A 25,986-nucleotide genomic window follows, 5' to 3' on the forward strand; every position below is an offset into this window, starting at 1 on the left:
TAGTATGGCACGTCTCAGGCCAGGGAGTTCTCCGGCTTCCTTGCCGTGTCAAAAAAATCCGGGGCCTTCTTCTGTCCCTGTTTCAGGTTACTGCAGTTTGAGCCAGGAGACTCCCCCCATATATTTTCTGCGCACCGCGTCCTGTACCGTTGTCGCCCCTCTCCGGCGCCGCAGGTACGCCCCCAGGGCCCACACCGGGAAGAAGAGCCGGTAGCCGTGGTAGCGCAGATAGAAGACCCTTGGGAAGCCGGTCCCGGTAAAATGCCGTTCCTCCCAGCCGTTATGGTACCGATCGACCAGGTACTGCATGCCGCGTTGGACCTCCGGGCGGTCCGTTTCTCCGGCAGCCATAAGCGCCAGGAGCGCCCAGGCGGTCTGGGACGGGGTGCTGGCGCCGCTGCCGGCCAATGACGGGTCATCGTAACTGGCGCACGTTTCTCCCCAGCCGCCATCCCCGTTCTGGCACCCCACGAGCCACTCAACCGCCTTCCTGACATACGGCTTCTGCATATCCTCTCCCACCTCATGCAGACCGGAGAGCACGGACCAGGTGCCGTAGAGATAATTGACCCCCCACCTGCCGAACCACCCCCCAAACGCCTCCTGCTCCTTTTCCAGATAGGCGAGCCCCCTGGCTATCGGGGGAAAATCCGGCCCGTAACCGAGCATCCCCAGCATTTCGATACAGCGCCCGGTGAGATCGGAGGTGCTGGGGTCGAGCAGGGCGCCATGGTCGGCAAAGGGGATATCGTTCAGATACAGGTAGTCGTTGTCGACATCGAAGGCCCCCCAGCCGCCGTCGGAATTCTGCATCCCGATGACCCACCTGACCGCCTTGGCGATCTTTTCCCGGTATTCTTCCCGCTCCAGCGCCCCGGCCCGGAACAGCCCCATCAGAACCTTGGAAGTGTCGTCAACATCGGGATACAGGGTGTTTTCGTACTGGAACGCCCAACCGCCGCACGCCAGACCGGGACAGTTGCCCGACCAGTCGCCCGGCGTGCAGATCTGACGGTCAAAAAGCCACTTCATGGCCTCGTCCGCGGAGAACAGATTCCCCGGTATCCCCGCTTCCACCAGGGCCGACAGGCTCAGGCAGGTATCCCAGACCGGCGAATTACACGGCTGGCAGAGACTGAAATGGTCATTCCGGGCTGTCGACGCATGCCGCGACAGCAGGAGGTCCGGGGCCGCCGAAGAGCGGTCGATCCCGCCCCCAAAGGGGCTGGTGTGGGGTACCGCGTCAGGAGCAGGCGTCCGATGAATCAGCAGATCGTCGAGAGCCGCTATCCCGCGCACATAGTCGGGATCGTCCTCCCGGCAGCCGAGGGTTTTCAACGCCATCACGGCGTTGGCCATGGCCGGGTAGATGGCCCCGATGCCCCCCTCCCCCTGCATGCGCGCCCGGGTCCACTGTTCGGCCTGACGCAGGGCGTGGGCCCTGATCCTTTTCGGGATGTAGTGCATCGTGCGCTTGAGAACGCGGTCAAGAACGATAAAGACATTCTTCCGCCAGGCCCGGTGCCGGAAGTGATCCAGGTTGCCCAGCATATCGGGAGGCGTGGTAAACAGTTCGGTGATTCCCTCATTATAGCGCAGCGCACAGACCGGCTGCTTCGCGTAGAGGATCAACAGCGGTACGATGACCGTTCTCGACCAGTAGGATATCTTGCTGAGATGGAAAAAGAACCAGCGCGGGAGCAGCATGATCTCGATCGGCATGGCGGGCGGCGTATGCCAGGGAACCTGGCCGAAGAGCGCCAGGGTGATCCTGGTGAAGACGTTGCAGCGCGCCGCGCCGCCAAGGGAGAGGATGATCTGCCGCGCCTTTACCATGTATGGCGCGTTTTTATCGTGGCCGAGCAGTTTGAGGGCAAAGTAGGCTTTTACCGAAGCGCTGATGTTGGCATTGCCGTCCACGGCGTACAAGGGCCAGCTACCGTCCGGCAGTTGCCGGTCAAGGAGATAGGAGGAGAGGCGGGAAGCGGTTTTTTCGTCGACGCTGCGGCCGAGAAACCGCTGCAGCATGATGTATTCCGACGGGATGGTGACATCCGCTTCCAGCTCGAACACCCAGTGCCCGTCCTCGTTTTGCAATGCGGCGAGCTGGTGCGCGGCCCTTTCCAGGATCGATTCGACATGCAGGAAAGTGTTTGCGGATACTCCCGCTTCCGCCTGTTTGGCTCCCCTGCCCCCTTCTATGACATTCAGTTTCGTTTTCGTTTTGCTATGCATCATGTCTGTTTCTCCGTTGAATAACGCAGCTATCCGTAATTAACTGCGTTAACCTGATGGGCAAAAAATTACGCGGCGTGCCCTTTCAAGAGCCCGTCAATCAAGGTGTCGGCCATGAGCGTGATATCGGGCATGGGGAAGTCCCTGGTGAAGATAATGCTGGTCACCAAGCCGTGCATGGCGCTCCAGAACACCATCGCGAGCATATTGCAGTCGTTTTTTTGCAGGACACCGCACTGTATGCACTCGCTGATGAGATCGAGAAAAGCCCGGTACGAACGTAAGGCGATCGTGTCCTTTGTCATAAAGCTGTCCGGCGAGCCGTAGACGACCGGGCTGGTGAAAAATACCGTCTTGTATTGTTCGGGATGGGAGACGCCGAACCGAATGTACTGATGGAGGATGAGGCGGAGCGCTTCGCCCGGGTCGGGCTCGGCCTGCCTGATTTCGACCACCGCTTTGAGAAAAGCGGCATAGAGTTCTTCACAGATATAAAAGAGCAGATCGTCCTTGTCGCGGAAATAGAGGTAGATCGTGGTCGGGGAATGCTCGATCCGGGCGGCCAGTTTGCGCATGGAAAACTGGGAATACCCCTCCTGGGAAAAGAGTTCCCGCGCTGCGGCCAGGATCTCCGCCCGGAACTGTTCCTTGTGCTGTATGCGTCGTTCCTTTAATCCCACCATTAACACCGTTAACTGTAATTACCGAAAGTAACGTACGTGATATCACACCGAACCGGATATGGCAAGAGAAGGAACAACCACGCGCCCCCGGCTTGGCTGCACGGCGGCTTAAACCTTGCGGACCGGGGCGATCAGTCCCAGGTCGATCATGGGCGACGGCAGGGACGGTTTGAGGGTGAGGATCCGCTTGCGGAAAGGGCTCATAAGCAGCTTCATGATATCGCCCTTTTTCATGAACCGGCCAAACCGGCGCAGGAGCTTGATGGTCTGAAAGGGGCGCAGGAAGAGCCGGTTGGCGAACAACAGCATGTACCCTTTCTGCCGGGCCCGGTTCACCACATCTCCCGGCAGGATGGTCGGGTCGATGTCCGAGCACTTGAACCATTTGTTCCAGTCGCGCTTATCGTCGATAATCCCCCGCTCGACGTAATCCTGCCACAGGGGGGTGCCGCGGTAAGCACAGAGGCGATTGAAGCCGAAGGTGTCCAGCTTGAGGCGGGCGGCAAAGCGGAAGCTCTCCAGGATATCCTCCGCGGTCTCATCCGGCGAGCCGACCAAAAAGAAGCCGTGGATGGTTTCGATCCCGTGGCGTTTGGCCAAGCTGACGGCGTCCTCCACCTGCTTCATGGTCTGCATCTTCCCGATACGGTCGAGCACCTTCTGGGTGCCGGCCTCTACCCCAAAGGCGAGAAAGTTGCAATGGGCCTTGGCCATGATGGGAAACTGGTCGGTAGCGACCGAATCGACCCGCCCTTCGCAGCCCCAGTTGAATTCGAACTTGCGGTCGATGATCCCCTGGCAGATGGCGCCGATGCGCTTGCGGTCGAGTAGAAACTGATCGTCGGTGAGATAGATGGAGCGATACCCCTCGTCGTTCAACTGCTGCATCTCGCCCAGGACATGCTCGGGGGAACGATGGCGCCACTTGCGGTTGGCCAGGGAGGGGATGCCGCAGTAGATGCACTGGTAGGGGCAGCCCCGGGACGTCTGCATGGTGCAGAAGCGGTCCAGGGAGAGGACGGCGGGGACGTCGAGCGGCATGGACTCGATGTAGTCGATGGGCAGACTCTTGCGGTCCGGGTAGGGAAACTGGTCCAGATCTTCGATAACCGGGCGCGGGGCGTTCTCGACGATGTCGCCCCCCGAACGCCACACCAGGCCGCCGACCGTGCCGGGCGCCCCCAGGTTCTCCAGAAATTCCGGGAGGAGTTCCTCCCCCTCGCCCCGGGCAACGTAGTCGATGTCCGGGGTGTCCGCAAGAATTTCCTTGGCGTTAATGGTCGCAAACACGCCGCCGACAATGATCGGCGTGTCGGGGGCGGCCTGTTTGAGCTGCTGCGCCATGCTGCGGGTGGCGGGATAGGCCGTGGTCGACAGGAACGAGAGCGCTATCACGTCCGGCTTCTCGGTGCGCACCGCACAGGCGATATGTTCCGCCTTCATCTGCGGATGGCAGGTGTCGAACATCCGCGCCTCGTGGCCGTGCCGACGAATAATCGGCGCCAGGGTTTCGATCCCGATGGGAGGGAAGGCCATCACCTGGACGCGATCCTTGCTGAATCGGGAGTCCCCGAGTTCGGCAGGGAGAAGCCGGTAGAAGTCCTCATCCCGGATGTAGATCAGAAAAACCTTCATGGTATGCCTCGGCGCTGAAATGTGGTGGATTTTTGTTGCGCTTACTTATACGGGCTTTTGGTGGTTTACACAACCACTTCGCCCTGTTAAGAAGACGGGTCGTTTTTCCGATTCAATGCCGGCACGCCACGGGAGCCCCAAGAGCAGAAAAAAGGGGCTCACAGCGATTAACGGCAAGCCCTTGTGGGGATTTGCTGCGTGGCGACACGAATGGCGGGGTTACCCCAGAGATGACGTATCATGGTAACGGCTCAGATGTTTTTTTAGAGCGGCCGTGCCTTATGCCGAGCTTATCCAGCCGCCACCGCAAGGTGCTCGGATTGATACCAAGCAATTCAGCCGCACCGCCAGGTCCATGGATCCTGCCATTGGCCACTCGCATGACATCGCTCAGGTGCAAGGCCATTGCTTCATCAAGCCTCAAGGGGGCGGGAGAGTTGCGGACCTCTTTGGGGACCGCGTTTTCACTTTTTCTTCCACCCGGCAGCAGCGTATCGAACATCAATTGCCCCCCCTGGTGCAGTATCACCTCCCGCTCCATCAGGTTTTCCAATTCGCGGACGTTGCCGGGCCAATCGTAATTCACCAGACGCGCCATGGCTCCCGGGGCAATGGCGGGCGTGAGGGCAAAACCCAATTCCATGGCCTTTGCCCTCACAAAATAGCGCGCCAGGAGCGGAATGTCCCCTTTGCGCTGCCGTAGCGGCGGTATGATAATGGGGAAGACATTCAGCCTGAACCAGAGATCCTCTCTGAACCTGTTTTCCGAAACCATGTTTTCCAGATTGCGGTGGGTTGCGGCGATCACGCGGATATCGACGGGGATTGATTTGTTGCCCCCGACCCGTTCGATTTCGCGATTCTGAAGGACGCGAAGCAGGCGCACTTGGGCAGGGGGCGGCAATTCCGCGATTTCATCCAGAAAGATGGTCCCGCCGTCGGCGCGCTCGAAGCGTCCGCGCCTTTCATCCACCGCTCCGGTAAATGCCCCCTTTTCGTGGCCGAACAGTTCACTGTCAATAAGGCTCCCCGGGATCGCCCCGCAGTTGACCTTGATGAATGGTCCGTTTTTGCGTGGCGAGGCAAAATGGATTGCGTTGGCAATCACTTCCTTGCCGGTCCCCGTTTCCCCCAGAAGCAATACCGTGTTGTTGAGCGGCGCCACGTGCTGGACCAGATCCAGGACGTTTTTCAACCCCGAATCCTCTCCGATTATTCGGCCTCCGGCTCGTGTGGAGAGTTCCTTGTTCAGAAAGTGGTTGTCGTCGATAAGCCGGTCCCGGTATTTCAAGAGCTTTTCGTACGACAAGGCATTGGCCAGGGCGATGGCAAAGGGGGTGGCAACCGTTGCGAGGAGCCCGGTATGTCTGGCGTTATATCTCCCCTCGCCACGCGCGCATAATATCAGCGACCCCAGTGATTTTCCCTCGATCAGGAGCGGCACGAGAATCTTTGAATTCCCCTCAAGCTTGATGAATGGTGCCAATATGCGGAAAAAATCGTCGCGGTCGGAGCTTATAATGGTAGGAACGATGGGCTTCCATGCTTGTATCTGTTTCCAAAGCTTCTTGGGAATGGCGATGATCTCATCAGGAAGATCCACATTGTCCGCCGCTACGTTGGCGATTCTCCTGATGGATGAGATGTTGACATCGTGAATGGTCAGACTGAGGGTATCCAGGGGGAAGTAAAGCTTCAGATAGTCGAAGGCATTCCTGAGCGCTGTTTTTATATCGAGGCTGCTGCAGATCCTGATCGTAACCTCTCTAAAAAAATCGTCCCGGTTAACCATATGGCCTCTCTTTCCGGCTCGCTTGTGCGTTGCGGCCCTGCTTAACGCAATATTTTGCAATTATCATATTTTAAGCAACATATTGCAATAAAATTAGCAGCATATTGCTACCACGGGGCAGCATAACAACGTAAAATCTTGATATTGTTTATATTTATGTTTTGGCACGATTATAGCTTTAGCATATAAGCGATATACCCGATGTTGCGATTTTTTGCCCCCGAGACTGAAACAGCCTCGTTACCGATTAAAGAGATGTATCAACCTTCAAGAGCTTTAGGAGATCAGTCTGTTTTTCCATCGAAACAAAATTTGCGTAGCCAATTGCTTGAAAGCGGCACTGGTGCTTATCATCGGCGGCTGTGCCAGCTTACCCCACAATACTCCCAATACCTCACCGCGTTCACGCATGCTCGATCCCAATCAGCTGAATGCAGGCAGCACGCTGAAATCGGCCGCAAAACAGCCGACCCCGTGGCCGTCGCAGCAATGGTGGAAGGCGTATGCCGATCCGCAGCTTGACCGTCTGGTCGAGGAGGCAACCTCCGGGAACCCGAGCATACGCATGGCGCAGGCCCGCGTTGCAAAAGCACAGGCACTGAGCGGGATTGCGGGATCGGCCCTGCTCCCCTCCCTCCAGGCCGACGCCGCCTTCACCCGGGAGCAGTTCACGGAGCATCAATTCATTCCGCCGCCCTATGCCGGCAATTGGTCGTGGAACAATCGGGCGACACTCGATCTCTTCTACGAACTCGACCTGTGGGGGAAAAACCGCAAAACACTGGCAGCATCCCTGGATTACGTCCAGGTGGCAACGGCCGAAGCCCAGGAGATTCGCCTGGCCCTCCAGACAACGATGGTACGGTTTTACGTGCAGCTGTCGCTCCAGCATGTGTTGTTGGACATCGCCCGCTCGACGCTGCGCCAACGCCAGAATATCTTTGATATCACCCGGAAGCGCCTGACCGCGGGGCTCGCGACGGAACTCGACCTGAGGCAGACGGAAACGCCGTTGCCGGCGGCACGGGCGGAGATCGAGCGTATTTCCGAGTCGATCGAGTTGTTGCGCAATCAGTTGAGTGCGCTTACCGGCAAAGGGCCGGGTGATGGGGAGAGTATCCACCGGCCATCCCTGTCCCTCAACGTGCCGATCGGCCTGCCGGCCGTCCTGCCCGCCGATCTGCTGGGACGCCGGCCCGACGTGGTAGCCCAATGCTGGCTGGTTGAGGCGGCCGGTAACGGGATCGACGTCGCCAAGGCGGCGTTCTACCCGAACATCAACCTTACGGCTTTTGCCGGGTGGCAGTCCCTCAGCTTTGCCCAATTCCTCTCCCCGGGGTCATTGATCGCAGGCTTCGGCCCGGCAATTTCACTGCCGATCTTCGAAGGCGGGCGGCTCCGCAGCCAGCTTGCCGTTTCAACTGCCGATTACGACATCGCGGTGGAATCGTACAACAGCACCCTGATCCGGGCCCTGGAAAACGTCGCCAATCAGATTGTTACCCTGCGCTCCCTGGAAACGCAGCGCAGGGAGTCGAACAATGCCCATGATCTTGCAAATCGCACCTACGACATAGCGCTCCAGGCCTTCCGTTCCGGGATGACCGATTACTTCAATGTCCTCAATGCCCAGAACCAGACACTGATCGAAGCCCAGCGCAAGGCGCAGGTGGAGGCGCGCTTTCTCGACGCATACGCCGCCTTGATGCAAGCGATCGGAGGAGGAATACCGGTCACGCCGCCACAGGCGAAGGGGATGCAGCAATGAGCGCTTTCGGGGCGGATGCCGTGAAATCATCGTTCGGCACGGTATGGCGGGAACTGGTCTTTTGGGGCAGGAGCGACGGCTTGGATTGGATATTCGTGTTCAAGATCATCCTGGCCGCTTTCCTGGCGATGTGGATATCCATGCAACTACGGCTCGATCAGCCGCGCACGGCCATGATGACCGCGGTCATCGTCATGCAGCAACAAACCGGCCTGGTTCTGGTGAAGAGCATCTATCGCATCGGCGCCACGATTGCCGGCATTCTCGTCGGTCTCCTGCTTTTGAGCCTGTTCGCCCAGGAGCCGGTGCTCTACGTACTCGGGCTGGCCGTGTGGGTCGGGCTCTGTACCGCCGGCTCGGCTTTCTACCGCAATTTCAGGTCCTATGGATGCGTCCTGGCCGGGTATTCGGCGGCCATGATGGGCCAATTTTCCATACCGGAGCCCACGGCATTCTTCTCCATCGCCTCCACCCGGCTTACCGAGATCACCCTGGGCATCCTGTGTGCCGGCGTCGTCAGCGACGTCGTCTTCCCGCGGCGCCTTTCCGATGCCATTACCAGTAACGTCCAGAACCGCTACAGGGAATTCATCGCTTTCATCCGGGCATCGCTCTCCGGCGCGGCCGGACGCGCCGAGCTCGATAGTATGCGACTCCGACTGGTCGGCAATGTGCTTTCGCTCGAATCGATCCGCAGCAATGCGGTCCTGGAAGACCCGGAGATACGGGGCCGCGATCTCAGGCTGCGGAAGCTCAACAGTGAATTCATGGCGGTAACCACCACCTTCAGTTCCTTCCAGCACCTTTTGAAGAGGCTGACGAAAAACGCAACCCCGGCGGGCCAAGCTCTCACCAGCCTGTGGGAATCATTCGGCGAGACGGTCGTTACCAAGGGCGAGATCCCGGCGAATGCCGATGCGGCGCATCAGGCCGCACGACGAATCGCCGCTTTCCGCGCAGTGCTGGGACGCCGCATCGAGGAAGTGCGGAAAAACATCGCGGCTGATGGTGACCCCCAAACAGTGCTGGATTTTGCGACAGCCGTGGAACTTCTGCATCGCTTCCTGCGAGAGCTGCATGCTTACACCAGAACCTATGCCACACTGCCAAACGCTGAAAACGAACCGAATACCCCGGACGATATCGACTTTTCCGTTCGAACTGACCCGGTAGTCGCTCTCTTGTCGGGGGGAAGGGCCTTTGTCGGGATCATCGTGATCGGGTGGTTCTGGATCGCTTCCGCATGGCCCTATGGTACCAGTGCCCTCACCTTTGTCGCCATCGCAAGCGCCCTGTTCGCCTCGGCCCCCGATCCATCGAGAAACACCAACCGGATGTTCATTGGCCACCTGGCCGGCCTCGTTGCCGCATTCGTGTACAAGTTCCTTGTCATGCCCGACATGGACGGATTTGCACTCCTCTGCGCAAGCATGCTTCCTTTTCTGATGGTCGGGCTGTATATCCGCACCCGACCCGGCCTCGTCGATATCGGCTTCGGTTACACCGTTTTTTTCATCCAGATGACAAACCCCAGCAATACCATGCAATTCAACCCGGTGGACTTTATCAATGACGGTTGTGGCGTTCTCGTGGGGGTGGTGGTGGCGGGGGTCATGTACCGCACGATGATACCCGTGGCCGGTTCCTGGCTCAAACGGCGCTTGGCCCGCCAGATTCGTCATCAGGTGATCATGGCCTGCTTCGATCCCCTGGCCGGTCTCGGGAATCGCTTCGAAAGCAGCACTCGTGATTTGCTGCATAAGCAGGCTGCCGTGCAAAAAATAGAGAACGAGCAAGACCGGCGACTGCTGACCCTGATGTTCTCGGTCGTCGAAATCGGCCGGGCCGTAATCCATCTGCGCCAGGATGCCGTGGCTCTTCGGATGCCTCAACCGCTGGCCGACAGCGTGCAGGAAAGTCTGTCCGCCACGGCGCTGTTTTTCAGACGGCCGTCTGCAACCTTTCATGATGCCGCCCTTGACCGCGTGACCAACGCCATCAAAACGATCTGCCTCGAAACAGAATCAGCAGCATGTGCGTGCCCCCAGAATGTTCTGAATCGCATGCTTACTTCGCTGCACCTCATCCGGACTGCGCTGCTGGACGAGGATGTCCTTGTCGCCGTTACGACCGACGGTCCGTCGACCAACCTTTTAGGAGTAATTCCCCATGCCGCGTGAATTTGCCCTGCTTGACGCACTTGTGCCCACCCTGTTCCTCGCATTTCTGGTGAGCGTCGTTTCCCATACCTTACTGGACAGGATCATGGGGCGATGCGGAGTCTATCGGCATGTTTGGCATCCACCGTTATTCCGGCTCAGCGTCTTTGTCTGCATCTTCGGCGCGTTCGGGCTGCTGATCCTCCGCTAAGGCCGCGGTGCGTTACGACACAATTTAATTAAAGAGGTTTCCCATGAAGCTAAGGCCGTTGTTTCAACTTACGTGCACGATTCTCATTCTTGCTGCAGCCGTGCTGTTCAGCAGAGCGTTGTGGAATAGATACATGAACTCCCCCTGGACCCGCGACGGAAGGGTTCGCGCCGACGTGATCAAGGTCGCGGCCGACGTGTCCGGCATTGTTGTGCATGTTGCTGTCAAGGATAACCAGTTGGTTCACAAGGGGGACCTCCTGTTCACCGTTGACCGGGAACGCTACCGCTTGGCATGGGACAGGGCCAATGCCGTCCTTGCGGCCCGCAAAGCGGATATGTCGATGCGACAGCAGGAAGCGCGGCGACGCGAGGGCTTGGAAAACGTCGTAGTTTCCACCGAAATCCTTGAAAATTCCAGGTCTCAGGCCGATTCTGCCGCGGCGCTGTATCAGGAGGCCCTGGTGATGGCGGAAACGGCAAAACTGAACCTCAACCGTACGGAAGTGCGCTCACCGGTGGAGGGCTACATCACGAACCTGGGCGTTCATCCCGGTGACTTTGCGACGGCAGGGGAGGCAAAGCTGGCCGTTATCGACAGGAATTCGTTCTGGGTCTACGGCTACTTCGAGGAGACAAAACTCCACCTGCTGCACCTGGGGGATCAGGTCGATATCCGTCTTCTGGGCAACGCACCGGTTCTGAAAGGACATATCGAGAGCCTGGCCCGCGGCATCTCCGACCATGATAATCCCACGAGCCGCGAACTCCTCTCCGACGTAAATCCTGTTTTCAACTGGGTGCGGCTGGCACAGCGGCTCCCGGTACGGATCCGGCTCGATCCGCTTCCCGCGGGAGTTCAGATCGCAGCCGGCATGACCTGTACCGTCATCGTGTGCCCCACCCTTCCTCCCCAAAAGGCCGCATCGTCCCACTAGCATTCTGTTCGGATGATCCGCGGGCTCCTCTCGTAGCGGCCAGTTTCCCCATCGGGCAACTGGCCGCGAAATTCTTGTATATTCATGGTATGCCCTTCCTTGAGGAACATGCCGCAACAACCGGATGACAAGGTAATAATCTGCCGTCAAAGGCCCCAATGACGCGAAAGCCTTCTCGTTATGACACCACGAGAAGGCTTTGGAATTCGGCATGAAGAAGGACCCGACGAACTGCGATTTTAGCCCGGTTGCCGGACCAGTCCAAGAGGGGCGACCGTTCTGCCATAGACCTCGTTAATCACCTGCGCCAGTCCGGCGTACACGGCAGATATGCCGCAAAATATTCCTTCGCAGCCGGCAATGAATTTAATCATGTGATTTCCGGTCATATCTCCGGCCGCAAGGAGAAAAAACAGTACCGTCAACGAACCGAACACGACCTGCATGGCCCGGTTCATTCGAAAGGTGCCGATAAAGAGAACGCCGGTAAAAACACCCCACATCACGAGGTAGGCGGTCATTGCCGAGTCGCCAGGCGCCTGGATGCCTCCCGTCTTGGGCAGGATGATCAGGGCCACCAGGGTCAGCCAGAAAAGGCCGTAGGATGTAAATGCGGTCGCACCAAAGGTATTGTTTTTCTTCCATTCCATAATGCCGACAATGATCTGACCGAGGCCTCCGTAAAAGATGCCCATACTGAGTATCATGGAATCCATGGGAAACAGCCCCGCATTGTGCAGGTTAAGCAGAATGGTCGTCATGCCGAAGCCGAGCAGTCCGAGGGGGGCCGGATTTGCCGTAGTGTCGTTGATTGCAACAACGTTGGCAGCATCTTGCGTGTTTGCGGTCATATCAATGAGTCTCCCTTTATGTCGTTGTTGTGCGAAGTCCTGCTTGACCATCCATCCGTGCCCTGATCTTATTCACACAAATCTATTTTCACGTCCCAGTTCTTTATTTTCATGGTGCCGTTTTGGGCCAGATTCAGCTGCATCTTGAAGGCCTTATCCCACAACTGGGGTTCATGGCCGACTTTCCGTGCGATACAATCTTTGGTCGCAATCTCCAGGTACTCGGAGAGGATCGGCTTATAGTCGGGATGGGCGCATTTTTCGATGATGCGTTTTGCCCGCTCTTTCGGAGCCATCCCCCGCACATCGGCCAGTCCCTGCTCGGTTACCACACAGTCGAGATCATGTTCGGTGTGGTCGATATGGGAGCAGTGGGGCACAACGCAGGTGATACCGTTCGGATCGGTTTTTGATGGCCGGCTGGACGGGGTATGCATGATCTTCAGGAAACCGTTGCGCAGAAAATCGCCGGAACCGCCGATCCCGTTGATCATCCTGGTTCCGCCGACCAAGGTGGAGTTGGCGTGGGCGTAGATATCGATCTCCACCGGGGTATTCATGGCGATGACCCCCAGGCGCCGGATCGGTTCCGGTGCGTTGGAGACCGCAAGCGGCCGCAGGAGGATCTTCCCGGAATATTTGTCCATGTTGGCAAAGAAGCGCGGGAAGCCTTCATCTTTTGAGAGGGAGAGCGAACAGGATGAAGCGCAATCCAGCTTGCCCGAGTCGATCAGATCCAGCATGGTGTCCTGCAACACTTCGGTGTAGACACTGAGGTTGGTGAACGGCCCCTTGGCCAAGCCGCCGATAACCGCATTGGCGATGGACCCGACCCCGGACTGGAGCGGCAGGAGGTTCTTTGGCAGCCGCCCTGCCTTTACTTCATGGGTAAAGAAGTCAATGATATGGTTTGCTATCGCCTCGGATGTCGTGTCCTGTTCGGAAAAGGCGCGCCCGTTGTCGCGATATCGTGATTCCACGACCGCAATGATCTTGGCCGGATCACACGGGACGTAGCTGGTGCCGATCCTTGAATCCGCCCTGGTGATATCGAGGACCTGACGGTGCGGGGGGGTGTTGCAGACGATGTTGTCATGCATACCCTCAAAGGACGGTTGCCCCAAATTGACCTCGACGATGACGCGATCACACGCCATGAGGATTTCCGGGATAACCCCGCCGGATGATGTCGGTACAAGCCCGCCATCTTCCGTGATGGCGGAGACCTCGATAATGGCCAGGTCCAACTTTCCGCTTTGAGTATCCTTGGTATAAAACCCATAGCCGAGATCCTGGGCAAACAGGGAGAGGTGTTTGTCGCCCATCCGGATACGCCCCTCATTGATGCCCGCCGCAATGTTCTTGCCGGTCTGGTAGGGCCAGCGCCGGTCAATCATATCGAGGGTCGCCCAGCGGTCCTCCGTTTCCGCACCGACGGATGCGCCGCTGAAGATACTAAACCGCATTTTACCCTGAAGATTGTTCTTTTCCACATGGTCCGCAAGGGCGATCGGTACCGCCTTGGGATAGCCTGCCGGGGTGAAACCGGACCAGCCAAGACTCATCCCATCCTTGAAAAACTGGATGGTTTCCTCCGGTTTCATCACCCGGTCCAACAGCGATCTACAGCGTACCCGTTCTTGCAACGTCCCGTATTCAGGCATGTTTCGCCTCCCGTTCTATTTTGGTGTATACAACAAAGCAACTAATAAACTGCGGCTGAATTCAAGCAGATCAATATGCTGGTGCATCGGCGGAAATCCTCAATCATCCGCTTGCGTGTTTGTTGTTCTGAGGCGATTGCCCGCCTGAAAAGGTTCCCCGCGGAGTTTTGATCAGCCTTTGTCCGCCCCCTTGGTCATCGCATTCTTGTGCCGTTCCTCAACGTTTATGCGTGCGGTTCTTATGTGGCGACGCATCAGGAGGTCGGCAAGCTCGGAATCCCGCTCTTCGATTGCATCAACGATGCGGCGATGCTCTTTCAAGGCCAGATAGGGCCGGGGACTTGCCGTGCTGAACTGATACCGGTACATGCGGATCAACTGGTAAAGACCGCCATCGAGGATGACGAGAAGTTTTTTGTTGCGGCTCCCCTGCAAAATCCGGTAATGGAAGTCAAGCTCGCCTTCTTTCTGATAATAGGAGAGCCCATGGTCCTCCTCGATACTCTTCTCATGCTCATCAAGAAGCCTTCTCAGCTCTCCGATTTCATCCCCCGTCATGTTTTGGGCGGCGAGACTGCACGCCAACCCTCCCAGAACTTCACGGATCTGGTAGGTATCAATCAGTTCCTCATAAGAAAACGATATGACCCTTGCCCCATGGTTTGGCGACCGAACGATGAGATGCCGTTCTTCAAGGCGGCTCAAAGCTTCGCGTAAGGTCCCGCGACTGACACCATACGCCTTGGCCAGTTCCGGTTCTGAAATTTTGCTCCCCGCGGGGATCTCTCCCTTGATTATCGAATCCTGCAGCAGATCAAAAATACGATCGGTCAGGGGGGCTGATAGCGGGCTCGTTTCGTTACTTAACGTGGTCATACTGTCGACACCTCTCTCTTTTAAGAAATACTATACCTCAAAAAACGTCTTATCAAGACAATTATGTCGACACTTTTATTTTAAATAAAAAAATATGTTTTTGTTGAATTTGCAAGGTGAACTCCTGGCCGCGATCCAGGAGTCATCCGGCGGACCGGTGGCGAGAGAGATGGCCACTATCCGAAAGATAAGGATATTTTGGTTACCGACGTTTACGGCGGGTGCGTCAAATAAACCTTATTCTTAGAATAAAATTGACAACGCCCCATGGAACTGGTAGAAAGGCCCAAATTTTAGAGATAGACGATAATACTTAACCATTCGCAAGGATGGGGCGGAAAGCCTATAGGGTCTTACTGAGACAGCCGGGTTGCCGAAATATCACGAGATATTCGGCAACCCGGCTTTTTTTTGTCATCAAAACAGCACTGGAGGTCGAGTCAACACGAGGTGCATCTTTATAGGGCGTCGTCGTATGCCGGTTCGCGTCGGTGGCGGAAAACGGCATACACCTGCTTGGTGGTACACGATAATACTCAACCATCCGCGAGGATGGGGCGGAAAGCCTACAGGGTCTCACTGAGACAGCCGGGTTGCCGAAATTCACCTCTTTTCCGGCCCCGGCTTTTTTGTGCCCGGACCCGGACATTGCGGCCTTCCCCCCAAGGGGAAGCTGTTGTCAGCATAACGTATAGACCAGTGAGAAAGGTATCATATTACCCATGCGCCGAATCGTTGCCCCGTCACTCTTACCCCAGTGGTTTCGCCTTATAGCTCTATGGTTATTCATCGTAGCTCTCCAGGGATGTGCGGCGGTAAAAGCTCCCCAGGAGGACTCATGGCTTGCCCCGGACCACATGGAAAAGGAGATCGAACGAAACAGGTTTCCGGTCGCCAAAGGGGACGACGTCATTGGCCGGCTGGCGGTCGTCAGACTTGAAAAGGGGGATACGCTGCCGGATATCGCCCGCCACTTCGGCTTGGGGCTCAATGCCGTCAGCGCCGCCAATCCGGGGGTGGATGTCTGGGCGCCCGAGGCCGGTGTGCGTACCATGTTACCCCTGAGCTTTATCCTGCCGAACGCTCCGAGAAAAGGCATTGTGGTCAATCTGGCCACCATGAGGCTCTTTCAGTATAGGGGGGATGGCACGTCGCCGGTGGTGGTCACCTACCCGGTCGGGGTCGGGACCAGAGAACGCCCCACCCCCCAAGGCCCCATGCGCGTGGAGCGCAAGGCAGCCCGGCCGACCTGGCATGTGCCCGCTTCGATTGCCGCGGATCATAGAAAAAAAGGGGACATCCTGCCCGCGGCAGTCCCGCCGGGACCTCAGAACCCCTTGGGAGAATACGCGCTCTATCTCAGCAAATCGGGTTACCTGATCCACGGCACCAATAAACCGGCCAGCATCGGCCTCAAGGCGACCAACGGCTGCATGAGGCTCTACCCGGAAAACATCAAGACGCTCTTCAGCGACACCCCGGTTTCTACACCGGTCGTCATTGTCAATCAGCCCTACCTCCTTGGCCAACGCAATGGCGTGCTGTACCTGGAAGCCCATACGCCCCAGGAGGACTCGGGCGCCGCAGAGTTGCAGAAAATCTATGAAAAATTGAAAACCATTGAAAAAAAGTCGGCGCGACCGCTCGACTGGGAAAAGATCAAGAAGGTACAGGCCGAAGCCAGGGGGATTCCGGTTCCCATCTTCGAAATGAGCCCAGGGAGTGAAGAAGGGATTCCCAAACTGGTGGAGGTCGAGCACCCGGCAAAACTGTACGGCAAGCCGGAACCGCCGGAGCTGAACATGGCAGCATGGTATGTGCTGGCGGCCGATGTGCCTGACGAGATCGACGCCCGGAGAATGGCCGCCATTATCAACCACCAGGGACCGCCAATCCCGGCGCAGGTTATACCAAAGAGCAACAGTTACCGTGTTATCGCCGGTCCCTTCAACACCGCCGGCGAGGCCAGGGAGGCGACCAGACGCCTGAAGCTTGATCTGGATATGGACGGTATCGTGATTGAGCCGGTCAGGAAGATGTGAATCGTGTTTATGGAGCAGGGCCTTGTTTTGAAGTCACATATTGAAACAGGGCAAACCAACGAAAGGGAGGTAATGGGAGATGAAGAAAAGTATTTTACTGGTGGCAATGATGTTTTTCCCCGCGATAACGTTGATGAGTTGTGCCACAACCGGTGACCTGGAGAAAATGCAGGCCCAGCAAAAACTGATTGATGCGAAGGCTGATCAGGCATTGCGGGATGCGCAGGCTGCCAAGGCGGCGGCCGATGCGGCCAAGTTAAATGCAGATGCCGCCGCAGCCCGCGCCGATGCAGCGACCAAGGAGGCTGAGGCACGGGAAAAGATCGCCGACGAGAAGGCCAAAAAAGCCGACGCGGTGTTCCAGAGATCCATGAGGAAATGAGTCGATTCCAGATGACTGCTTAGGATGATGAAGCGGCAGGGTCTCCCCCCCTGCCGCTTCATCATTCGCCATGTACGCGTATCGGGACAGGATGGTCCGTTGTATCCGCCCGGGGGTGAAAAGATGGGGCAACCGAGAGCCTGCCAAATCATACAGTCTGCGGTTTTCAGACGTTCTTCGGCATCTGGGGCCGGGAAACAGGGGGAGAGGAATGGACGCCTTTTCTTGTTCCTTGTCTGCATCGTACTGACGCCGATGCTCATGGTCGGATGCAGCGGCATGAAGGGAGGATTTCACGACAAGGCCGCCTTCGAAGAAGCCAATGATCTCTTCAGCCAGGGGAAGTACCAGGCATCCCTGGACAAATACGAGCACTTGATAGAAAAAGAGCCCACAGCGAGAGACCGGGTCCTGTTTGAAATGGGTATTATTTATTCCCACCCCAAGAACGAACACAAGGATTATGCGAAATCTCTGGACTGTTTCCAAAAGCTCATCACGGGATATCCGGGGAGTGACTACCGGCCAAACAGCGAAATGATGGTCTTTACCATCAACAATGTTATTTTCAAGGACCGATTGATTGCCGAGCAGCAGGCACAAATAGGGGTTCTCCATCAAGAGGCAAAAGGCAAGGATAATGAAGTAGCTACGCTGCACCAGCGGATAATGGCGCTCGAGCAGAATGTTCTGGATTTTGCCACCCGGAAGAGATCGGTGGACAGGATCGTGATAGAAAAAAAAGAACGGCGGCTGATGCTGATCTCAACGGGCGAGGTGCTCAAAACCTACAAGATCGCCCTGGGGGGAAATCCGGATGGCCCCAAGGAGCGGCAGGGGGATAACAAAACCCCCGAAGGGACCTACGTCATCGATGGGAAGAACAAGAACAGCCAGTACCACCAAGCCCTCCATGTCTCCTATCCAAACGAGCGGGACAAAAAGCGGGCAAAGGAGCTGGGCGTTTCTCCGGGCGGCGACATCATGATCCACGGGATCAAGACAGGTTTCTCGTGGGTTGGCGATCTTCAGGCAAACAAGGATTGGACGAAAGGGTGCATCGCTGTAACCGACGAAGAGATAGAGGAGATCTACAAGCTGGTGCCGCTCAATACGGTTGTTGAGATACGGCCGTAGGGGGCTGTACCAGGGTGATCGGATTGAAACAGAACGAGAAACACCCGGAATCGGTGATAAAGATCACAGCCATTCCGGGACGGCCGAGCCGAATAGTGATCACCACATTTGGCTCGCAGCCTGGATTCATCTAATCCGAAGTTCCGATTCGTCCAATACAAACTCGTCGTATATCCCAAGTTTCTTCATTATTACCGGCAGCACTTGGTGAATCACTCTCATACCGCAGAGGAGTTCATTCATGTAAATATCTGGGTGTACACGCGAGGAGTTAAACCCGAAGCTCTCTGCTTCTGCCTCATGCCCAAGCTCGTCATGGGACTTATAGACTAACTCGAGAAGCTCTGCCCTTAGTGGAATGCCGACGCGGAAGGCTGTCTCTTTGACAAAGTTGATCCATTCTTCATAATCCTTCATAATATGATGTTTGAACTCCCTAAACTTAGACGCCAATCCTTTATCGTCTTCAATCTTACAAGCAGCCAATTGCATGAGACAAGGCTCAATATTGTCAGCTGCTGTCCCTACTAACTCATCGTCACTCAGCATGTCGGAGAGGTACGCAGCGTAGAACCCATAGGTATCATTTAGAGATTTATATATACTGTAAATAAGTGACGAATAGGGGTTCTCCTCAAGTAAAACTGTCATTACATCTTCATGGTCAACCTCATCGCTCTCATAGTCAATGTTGAGTTGTTTGGGGAATTTTTTAGGCAACTCAACGCCCATCTCCCTGAGAACAGAGAATGTCTCCCTGCACAAAAGACCCACTTCGTCATGAAGTGGATAGGTGTCATATCCTGTTTCAGCATTATCTATTGCCACCTCAGCCAAGAAATGAATGAGCTTTTCCCACTTGTCCGCATCTTGAACGGAGCCTGCCCACAACACGAATCCAGGGTTTCTATCACCGATCTTCACGATTTTACGAATCTTTTCTTCCATCTCGGCTGACATGTGTTCTCCTTTCTTCCACTTGCTAATTTGCGTCGGTGAAACTCCGAGGCGAAGAGCAAGTTCCTTCTGACTGCATGACAAATTTTCCAACGCGAGTTGCACCAAAGCTTCGCTGTCCATATTCAATACTCCTTCAAGGTAGTTTAGTAAAATCATGAGACCATTTAGGTTAGTTAATTTTAGCCATAATTTAGTATAATGCAATAATATTTAGTAAATTTTTTTTAGCATACACCATCACTGTGTTTCTCGCCTTGCCAACATTTTATCCTAATGGCTGGCGAGAGATGTACATCGAGGTGCTGATGCATGGATGGGGAGTTCACCGCTGATCCATTTGGTCTCTGCGAAAAATAGCTGGGCCGGCGCGAGCGCTGAAAGCCAGGGTTCGATGACGCAAACCAGATTCGAACTTTGCAAGTGGCTAGAATTGCGAAGATTAGATCGGAAGGAGTTGGGACGTAATTTTGTGATGCAATAGAAAAGGGTCGATTTTCTGGAGAAAATCGACCCTTGTTTTGTTTGGCTCCCCAACCCGGACTCGAACCAGGGACAAGGTGGTTAACAGCCACCTGCTCTACCAACTGAGCTATTGGGGAATAGCGATGTAGAGCCGATTTTTTAGCATGGAATTATCGGCTGTGTCAACTCAAAATGTACGCAAAAAAATTACCGCTCGGAGGTCACGGTCAAAGCAATTGATATCATGTTATTTATCCCGCGTGCCCCGCCCGGCTCATCCACTCCGCTGTTCCTTGAAACGCTTCAGGCGGTAGAAGGATTCCCGCTCCCGCTCGCCGATATAGTGGGCGATATCCTTGATCTCGCTTTGCAGGCCGGGGAGCACCCGCTCCTCCAGCACCCTGATCCGTCGCGTCACCCGGACCACCTCCTCCCCCAGCCGCTTCATGCGCACCTCGAAGGCGGCTATCTCCAACATCTCCGCCACGATCTCCTCGAAGAGGCCGATGGCCTCCTCCAGGTGCGGCGTGGTGAAGCGGCAGTCGTAGCCCCGCTCGTCCGGGGGGCGGCGTACCTCGCCCTGAATCTGGATATCTCGATAACGGAGCCCCATGACGTTCCGCTCCCCTACCTCCACCCCCACATCCCGGGCAGTCCCCATGGGTAACGATCCGACGAAATCGTCCCCTTCCAGGCCGCTGGCAAGCGCCATCTCGGTCAGGGCTCTGGTGTAGGCCTTTTTCACCTCTGCCCGGGATTGGAGGAAGGGGGTGGAGATGGCCAGGATCTCCCGGATCAGAGCCAGGCGGCGGGCCGTGAGGATGCCGACGCTCCCGGTCACGGAGCGGGCCTTTTCCTTGAGCAGCAGCAGGTTGGTGCGGGTCGGATGGATCATGGCGGCTCCAAAGAGAAGCGTTTCAACAGGGCCAGGCCGGCGTCGAGGCTCGCGCCGATCCCCCGCCGGGCCTCGCCCTGGCCGATGACCTCGGCCTCAAAGGCGTCGGCGAAATCGAGCATCACCCGGTCCGCCTCCATCATCCCCTCCCGCCCCACCACCGCCTCCAGGCCGCGCACGTAGCGCCCCTTGGCGTAGTGCCGGTACAGGGCGTCGGCGATCCGGCGATGGTCATCCCGCGTGTGGCCGGGGCCGATGCCGCGCTGCATGAGCCGGGACAGGCTGGGGAGCACGTCCACCGGCGGGAAGACGCCCCGCTGGTGCAGTTCCCGGGAGAGCACGATCTGCCCCTCGGTGATGTAGCCGGTCAGGTCCGGGATCGGGTGGGTAATGTCATCCTCCGGCATGGTCACCACCGGCAGCATGGTGACCGACCCGGCCGTTCCCTGTATCCGCCCGGCCCGTTCGTACAGGGAGGCCAGGTCGGAGTACATGTAACCGGGATAGCCCCGCCGTCCGGGGAGTTCCTCCCGGGCCGTGGAGACCTCCCGCAGGGCGTCGCAGTAGTTGGTGATGTCGGTCACCACCACCAGCACGTCCATGCCGCAGGAAAAGGCCAAGTATTCGGCGCAGGCCAGACCGAAGCGGGGCGCCAGGAGCCGCTCCACCACCGGCTCGTCGGCCCGGTTCACGAAGGCCACGAACCCGGTGCGCATCTCCTGGAGCGCGTCCATGTAAAAGGAGTAGTCGTGGTGGGTCAGCCCCAGGGCCACGAACACCACCACGAATTCACCCCCGCCCGCCAGGCGCGCGTTGCGCAGGATGCCGGCCGCCACCTCGCGGGAGGGGAGCCCGGCGCAGGAGAAGATGGGGAGCTTCTGCCCCTTGACCAGGGTATTGAGGGTGTCGATGGCCGTAAAGCCGGTTTCGATGAATTCCTCGGGGCAGGCCCGGGCCGTGGGGTTGATGGGGAGGCCGTTCACCCCGCCCCATTGCTCCGGGATAAACATGGGGAGGCCGTCTATGGGTTCGAAGGAGCCGTTGAAGACCCGACCTACCATGGAGCGGGACAATGGAGCCCGGCGGACCGCATCGCTGAAGATCACCTCGGCCCCCAGGTCGATGCCCGCGGTCTCCCCGAACACCTGGATCAGCACGGTCCGGCCGGAGATCTTCAACACCTCGCCGGCCACGGCCGTGCCGTCCGGGTAGATGATCCGCACCATCTCCCCCATGCGGCAGTTCACGACCCCCTCCACGAAGAGGAGCGGCCCCCCCACGGAGGCAACGGTACGGTATCGGTGTTCGCTCAGCCTCATAGCCACCTCGTGTCGTCAGGGACGATTACGCCCCGCCCGCCAGCGCCTCGTCCAGGGAAAGCCCCTGCTTGAGTCCGGCCTCGGCCCGGTCGTGCAACGCCAGGATGGCGCCCATCTTTGCCGCCGTCCGTTCCGGGGCGCAAAAGGCGTCGTCGCCGTAGGCGTTCTGGCAGAGAAACTCGTTCCTGATCCGCTCCGTGGTCATCATCAGGAGCCGGTCCCCATCCTGCAACCCCTCGGCCCCCACGATCTCCGCCACCTCCCGCAGGGTCTCCTCCCGCTGCAACAGCTCCCGGCAGCGCTGCTGCATCTCTCCCCAGGCAGGGGCCACCCGGGCGGTGAAGTGCCCCGTCACCCCGGCGGCGTAGAGGGAATAGCTCTGGGCCCAGTTGATGGCCGGATAATGGCGGCTGTGGGCCAGGGCGGCGTCCAGCATCAGGAACACGCCGGTGGTGCGGAGGCAGGCCTGGGTGACCGGCTCGGAGAAGTCCCCCCCCGGCGGGGAGACGGAGAGGATCATGGTGAGGGAGCCGATGGCGCCGTTCAGGGTCTCCACCGCCCCGGCGCGCTCGAAAAAGGCCGCCAGCCGGGACGAGAGATAGGTGGGATACCCCTCCTCGCCCGGCATCTCCTCCAGGGAGGAGGAGATCTCCCGCAGCGCCTCGCCCCATCGGGAGATGCTGTCGGCCAGGAGCAGCACGTGCAGCCCCAGGTCCCGGTAGTATTCAGCAATGGTGACGGCCGTGTAGATGGACGCCTCACGGGCGGCCACCGGCATGTTGGAGGTGTTGACCACCACGATGGTGCGGGACAGGAGCGAAGCGCCGGTGCGCTGATCCTTCAGGGTGCGGAACTCCTCCAGCAGTTCGGCCATCTCGTTGCCCCGCTCGCCGCACCCCACGTACACCACCAGGTCCGCGTCGGCGAACTTGGCGATGGTCTGCTCCAGGATGGTCTTGCCGGTGCCGAAGCCGCCCGGAAAGATGGCGGTGCCGCCCCGCACCATAGGGAAAAGGAAATCGATGACCCGCTGGCCGGTGACGAGCGGCAGCACCGGGGGGAGCTTGCGCCGGAAGGGGCGCGGCCGGCGCACCGGCCATTTCTGGAGGGCAAAGATCCCGCTGCCGTCCTCATAGTGGGCCACCGGCTCCGCCAGGGTACAACTCCCCGACCGCACCTCCCCCAGCCTGCCGGGTACCGGGGCGGTTATCAGGTGGACGAACGCCCCCTCCCGGATGCGCCCGATCACCTCGCCCGCCCCTACCTCGTCCCCGGCCTTCCGGTCCGGCTCGAATCGCCATTCCGCGGCGGTGTCCAGGGGGGGGATATCCCGGCAGGGCCGGATAAAGGGGCCCACAGCGGCGCGCACCCGTTCCAGGGGCCGTTGCAGGCCGTCGTACATGGTGGAGACCAGCCCCGGCCCGAGGGTGACGGTGAGTTGCCCCCCGGTCCCCACGACCGGTTCCCCGACCCCCAGCCCCAGGGTATTCTCGTAGACCTGGACGACGGCTTGTTCCCCCTCCAGCCGCACCACCTCGCCCACCAGCCCGGCATGGCCCACCAGGACCATGTCGCACAGCTTCACACCGCCGATCTTTGCGGTGACCGTGGGGCCGGATATGCCGGTGATGAGTCCGTCCATGGTAAGGTCCTTTTCAGTGAGGATAGCTACTCCGGTCTTATGAGACCTATAGGTCCCGCTCCTGCCCCTACCGCTGCAAGCGCACGTGATACCCGATCGCCTTCCTGATGATACGCAGGGCGTAGTCTTCCTCGCTCTCCGCCCCCTTCTGCTCCGGCGCCGGGAGGACCACCAACACCCCGGGCCACCGGGCGCCCATCTCCTTGAAACGCTCCTCGCTCATGCCCGGCAACAGCCGTTCGTCCACCACCGCCACCCTGGTTTCCGGGTCGGCCAGCACGCTGCGCAACGCCTCCTCGACCCCGGCGACGGTGGTCGTGTGCTGCTGGAAACCGGCCAGGGCGAAGCCGGGCCGGGCATCCCCAGGGGTGATGAAGACGATCTTCTTCACAGCACCATCTCCCTTCCCAGGGTCTCGCGCTCCAGGTCGCTACCGTGGAGGAGCAGGGACAGGTTGCGCGTCTCGGTCAAACGCCGCCAGAGGTAGTCCAGGATCAGGCCGACCCCGTCCGGCTCCCGCCCCTGTCGACGCAGGGTCAGACCCAAGCGGGCCGCCAGGAGCGGGACCAGCTCGGCGGCGGTGGGGTCCAGCTCCATCCCCAGCACGCGGGCCGTGAGACGGCGCGCCTCCCTTCCCTCCCGGTCGTGGGCCGCCTCCCGGAGGAGCGCCACACCGATACTTCCCCCCGCCACAAAACCGGACTCCCCCATCCTCCAGCGCAGCTGCTTGGCCAGGGCGACAAAATTCTCCATGTCGATGAGCCGGGTCACAAACAGGGTCACCGCGGGATGGAGGCGACGAGCGGCCGCATGTTCCAGACAGGCGTCCACCAGGCGCTCCTCACACCCCCGCATCCCCTGGCGCCGCAGGATCTCCGGCAAGGTTCGCCCCGCGTCCGGCCAAAACGACGCGTGCGCCCCCACCCCGGCCAGGATTGCCGGCAAGTCCTCCCCTTCGCAGAGAAGCCTTTTTACCGGGGCGCAGAGCAGGCTGAAGCGGAGCAGCTCCTCCAGGGTGCGTCCCTCTTCCCCCCGGAACCGGAGGCGCAGCGCCATGAAGAGGGTGCGCAGTTCCAGGGTGAGGAAAAAAGGCTCGAAGATCCCTTGGAGGCTGCGCCCCATCTGGCGGTGGACCCAGGCGAACTCCCGTTGGAGACCGCCCCACAGCCCCCCGTCCGCCCCCCCCTCCGGGCCCTGGCGATAGGGGGACGGGGGGAGGGAGGCCAGGGGTTCGGCCGCGGCCAGCACCCGCTGCCAGTCAGCCACCAGGTAGGCACGCCGCCCCATGATACGCGCCAGGAGGTAGGGGAGCGGCACGCCGCTCCCGCCATGTTCGACCAGGAGCCCCATGGGTCACACCGTGGGCAGGACCGCCGCCACCACCTGGGAGGCGAGCTCGGGCCAGCATCGTTCCAGCCGTTTTTCAAAGGTGTTGTCGATGGTGAGCCGCCCCCCCTCCCCCGCAACCCTCAGGCCGCCGGAGATGGCACTGTCGGGTTCTATGCGGGCGCCGGGAAAGTGCCGCCGGGCCAGGGCCACGTCGGCCGGATTGACCCACACCGTTTCCCAGGCGCAGGGGAGGAGTTCCCCGACCAGGCTGGCGAAATGCGTTGCATACTCTTCATCTCGCAGTTCGGGCAACGAGGCCCTGGCCACGGCGTAGAGCCGCTCGGCCAGAGAGCTTTCGGCATGCAGCCTGATCCGTTCGGCCCGGCGCCGCCCCTCGGCCGCCAGCTTGCCGGCCGCAGCGGCAACGGCGTCCGCCCGGCGTCGGGCGTAGCTCTCCCGCAGCGCCTGTAGCTCCAAGGCGGCATCCCCCCTGATCCGGTCGGCCTCCGTTGCGGCCGCCAGCCGGATGGCGGCGACCCGTTCCTCACCCTCCCGCCGCAGCGATGCGACGAGTTCATGGTATCCCATGGCGCTCCCCCTTAGCAGGCTGTTGAAAAATTCAGGTTGTTCAAAAATAGTCAGATCGTCGCACCCGCAGAAGGCCCTGAGGAGGCGTAGCAGCGCTACGCCGCACGAAAGGGCTTTCGAGGACGAAGGCCTGATGGCTGTTTTTCAACAACCACTTAGAGATAGAGAATCATGGCGGCGACCACGAAGCCGAGTATGACCATGGTTTCGGGGATGGCCAGCAGGATGATGATCGTTCCCGACAACTCGGGCTTCTCGGCCAGGGTGCCGGCGCCGGCCGAGCCGATCCGGGACTGGGCCCACCCGGTGGCGATGGCGCAGAGTCCGACGGCAAGAGCGGCGGCAAAACCGAGCAATACCTTTTCCATTTTCATTCCCTCCTTTCGAACGCAGGAACCCGCAAACCGCCCCGAGTGCAG

22 protein-coding genes, 1 tRNA gene and 2 riboswitches are annotated in these 25,986 nt (G+C 58.8%); of the genes, 7 read left to right on the forward strand and 16 right to left on the reverse strand.

What is annotated here, in order from left to right; genetic code table 11:
* Positions 1-87: 87 nt before the first annotated feature.
* The 4 genes from shc to F6V25_RS13955 form a co-directional block, all read right to left on the reverse strand.
* On the reverse strand, positions 88-2,238 hold the full coding sequence (gene shc, locus F6V25_RS13940; protein WP_338045601.1) for a squalene--hopene cyclase: 2,151 nt from the start codon (positions 2,236-2,238) through the stop codon (positions 88-90).
* 65 nt (positions 2,239-2,303) lie between these two features.
* Positions 2,304-2,918 carry a TetR/AcrR family transcriptional regulator gene (locus tag F6V25_RS13945; protein ID WP_246167048.1) on the reverse strand — a complete coding sequence of 205 codons (615 nt, stop codon included), beginning with the start codon at positions 2,916-2,918 and terminating at the stop codon, positions 2,304-2,306.
* 108 nt (positions 2,919-3,026) lie between these two features.
* Positions 3,027-4,553 carry a B12-binding domain-containing radical SAM protein gene (locus F6V25_RS13950; protein WP_151129161.1) on the reverse strand — a complete coding sequence of 509 codons (1,527 nt, stop codon included), beginning with the start codon at positions 4,551-4,553 and terminating at the stop codon, positions 3,027-3,029.
* A 238-nt stretch (positions 4,554-4,791) separates the two neighbouring features.
* Positions 4,792-6,345 carry a sigma 54-interacting transcriptional regulator gene (locus F6V25_RS13955; RefSeq protein ID WP_151129163.1) on the reverse strand — a complete coding sequence of 518 codons (1,554 nt, stop codon included), beginning with the start codon at positions 6,343-6,345 and terminating at the stop codon, positions 4,792-4,794.
* 343 nt (positions 6,346-6,688) lie between these two features.
* On the opposite strand from F6V25_RS13955, the gene F6V25_RS13960 reads away from it, so the two are divergent.
* The 4 genes from F6V25_RS13960 (at position 6,689) to F6V25_RS13975 (ending at position 11,420) form a co-directional block, all read left to right on the forward strand.
* Positions 6,689-8,113, forward strand: a complete 1,425-nt coding sequence (locus F6V25_RS13960; protein ID WP_246167054.1) for an efflux transporter outer membrane subunit — start codon at positions 6,689-6,691, stop codon at positions 8,111-8,113.
* Positions 8,110-10,293 (forward strand): FUSC family protein, encoded by a 2,184-nt coding sequence (locus tag F6V25_RS13965; RefSeq protein ID WP_151129166.1) that lies wholly within the window; start codon positions 8,110-8,112, stop codon positions 10,291-10,293. Before F6V25_RS13960 ends, F6V25_RS13965 begins: the two co-directional genes overlap by 4 nt.
* Positions 10,283-10,483 carry a DUF1656 domain-containing protein gene (locus F6V25_RS13970; protein ID WP_149308822.1) on the forward strand — a complete coding sequence of 67 codons (201 nt, stop codon included), beginning with the start codon at positions 10,283-10,285 and terminating at the stop codon, positions 10,481-10,483. Before F6V25_RS13965 ends, F6V25_RS13970 begins: the two co-directional genes overlap by 11 nt.
* A gap of 133 nt (positions 10,484-10,616) precedes the next feature.
* Complete coding sequence (locus tag F6V25_RS13975) at positions 10,617-11,420, forward strand: efflux RND transporter periplasmic adaptor subunit (protein ID WP_246167049.1); 804 nt, start codon at positions 10,617-10,619, stop codon at positions 11,418-11,420.
* Between the two features lie 239 nt (positions 11,421-11,659).
* On the opposite strand, the gene F6V25_RS13980 is transcribed toward F6V25_RS13975, so the two are convergent.
* From F6V25_RS13980 to F6V25_RS13990, 3 genes are all read right to left on the reverse strand, one after another.
* Positions 11,660-12,322 (reverse strand): acetate uptake transporter, encoded by a 663-nt coding sequence (locus F6V25_RS13980; RefSeq protein WP_246167050.1) that lies wholly within the window; start codon positions 12,320-12,322, stop codon positions 11,660-11,662.
* 17 nt (positions 12,323-12,339) lie between these two features.
* Positions 12,340-13,935 carry an acetyl-CoA hydrolase/transferase C-terminal domain-containing protein gene (locus F6V25_RS13985; RefSeq protein WP_151129170.1) on the reverse strand — a complete coding sequence of 532 codons (1,596 nt, stop codon included), beginning with the start codon at positions 13,933-13,935 and terminating at the stop codon, positions 12,340-12,342.
* A 171-nt stretch (positions 13,936-14,106) separates the two neighbouring features.
* The gene (locus F6V25_RS13990; protein ID WP_151129172.1) at positions 14,107-14,811 is read right to left on the reverse strand and encodes a GntR family transcriptional regulator; all 705 of its coding nucleotides are present in this window, start codon (positions 14,809-14,811) and stop codon (positions 14,107-14,109) included.
* A 301-nt stretch (positions 14,812-15,112) separates the two neighbouring features.
* Positions 15,113-15,189, forward strand: a riboswitch (cyclic di-GMP riboswitch).
* A gap of 146 nt (positions 15,190-15,335) precedes the next feature.
* Positions 15,336-15,412: riboswitch (cyclic di-GMP riboswitch) on the forward strand.
* A 121-nt stretch (positions 15,413-15,533) separates the two neighbouring features.
* Here F6V25_RS13990 and F6V25_RS13995 point away from each other — a divergent pair.
* From F6V25_RS13995 to F6V25_RS14005, 3 genes are all read left to right on the forward strand, one after another.
* On the forward strand, positions 15,534-16,853 hold the full coding sequence (locus tag F6V25_RS13995) for a L,D-transpeptidase family protein (RefSeq protein ID WP_151129174.1): 1,320 nt from the start codon (positions 15,534-15,536) through the stop codon (positions 16,851-16,853).
* A 79-nt stretch (positions 16,854-16,932) separates the two neighbouring features.
* Positions 16,933-17,235, forward strand: coding sequence for an Lpp/OprI family alanine-zipper lipoprotein (locus F6V25_RS14000; protein WP_149308834.1), 303 nt, complete (start codon positions 16,933-16,935; stop codon positions 17,233-17,235).
* A 225-nt stretch (positions 17,236-17,460) separates the two neighbouring features.
* Positions 17,461-18,372 (forward strand): L,D-transpeptidase family protein, encoded by a 912-nt coding sequence (locus tag F6V25_RS14005; RefSeq protein WP_246167051.1) that lies wholly within the window; start codon positions 17,461-17,463, stop codon positions 18,370-18,372.
* Positions 18,373-18,498: 126 nt separating this feature from the next.
* On the opposite strand, the gene F6V25_RS14010 is transcribed toward F6V25_RS14005, so the two are convergent.
* The 9 genes from F6V25_RS14010 to F6V25_RS14050 all read right to left on the reverse strand — a co-directional run bounded on the left by F6V25_RS14010 (position 18,499) and on the right by F6V25_RS14050 (position 25,935).
* Entirely contained in the window at positions 18,499-19,452 is a 954-nt protein-coding gene (locus F6V25_RS14010; RefSeq protein WP_151129178.1) for a helix-turn-helix domain-containing protein, read from the reverse strand.
* Positions 19,453-19,855: 403 nt separating this feature from the next.
* A tRNA-Asn gene (locus tag F6V25_RS14015) sits at positions 19,856-19,931 on the reverse strand.
* 137 nt (positions 19,932-20,068) lie between these two features.
* On the reverse strand, positions 20,069-20,689 hold the full coding sequence (locus tag F6V25_RS14020; RefSeq protein WP_151129180.1) for a V-type ATP synthase subunit D: 621 nt from the start codon (positions 20,687-20,689) through the stop codon (positions 20,069-20,071).
* Positions 20,686-22,008: a V-type ATP synthase subunit B gene (locus F6V25_RS14025; protein WP_151129182.1), complete on the reverse strand. Its 1,323-nt coding sequence runs from the start codon at positions 22,006-22,008 to the stop codon at positions 20,686-20,688. Before F6V25_RS14025 ends, F6V25_RS14020 begins: the two co-directional genes overlap by 4 nt.
* Positions 22,009-22,033: 25 nt before the next feature.
* Positions 22,034-23,650, reverse strand: a complete 1,617-nt coding sequence (locus F6V25_RS14030) for a V-type ATP synthase subunit A (protein ID WP_151129183.1) — start codon at positions 23,648-23,650, stop codon at positions 22,034-22,036.
* A 67-nt stretch (positions 23,651-23,717) separates the two neighbouring features.
* On the reverse strand, positions 23,718-24,041 hold the full coding sequence (locus tag F6V25_RS14035) for a V-type ATP synthase subunit F (protein WP_149308846.1): 324 nt from the start codon (positions 24,039-24,041) through the stop codon (positions 23,718-23,720).
* A complete protein-coding gene (locus F6V25_RS14040) occupies positions 24,038-25,000 on the reverse strand; it encodes a V-type ATPase subunit (RefSeq protein ID WP_151129185.1) in 963 nt (320 codons plus the stop codon). Before F6V25_RS14040 ends, F6V25_RS14035 begins: the two co-directional genes overlap by 4 nt.
* A 3-nt stretch (positions 25,001-25,003) precedes the next feature.
* Positions 25,004-25,567: a V-type ATP synthase subunit E gene (locus F6V25_RS14045; protein ID WP_151129187.1), complete on the reverse strand. Its 564-nt coding sequence runs from the start codon at positions 25,565-25,567 to the stop codon at positions 25,004-25,006.
* 155 nt (positions 25,568-25,722) lie between these two features.
* On the reverse strand, positions 25,723-25,935 hold the full coding sequence (locus tag F6V25_RS14050) for an ATPase (RefSeq protein ID WP_149209253.1): 213 nt from the start codon (positions 25,933-25,935) through the stop codon (positions 25,723-25,725).
* Between the last annotated feature and the right edge of the window lie 51 nt (positions 25,936-25,986).

The organism is Oryzomonas japonica (genome assembly GCF_008802365.1).
GTDB classification, from domain to species: Bacteria; Desulfobacterota; Desulfuromonadia; order Geobacterales; family Pseudopelobacteraceae; genus Oryzomonas; species Oryzomonas japonica.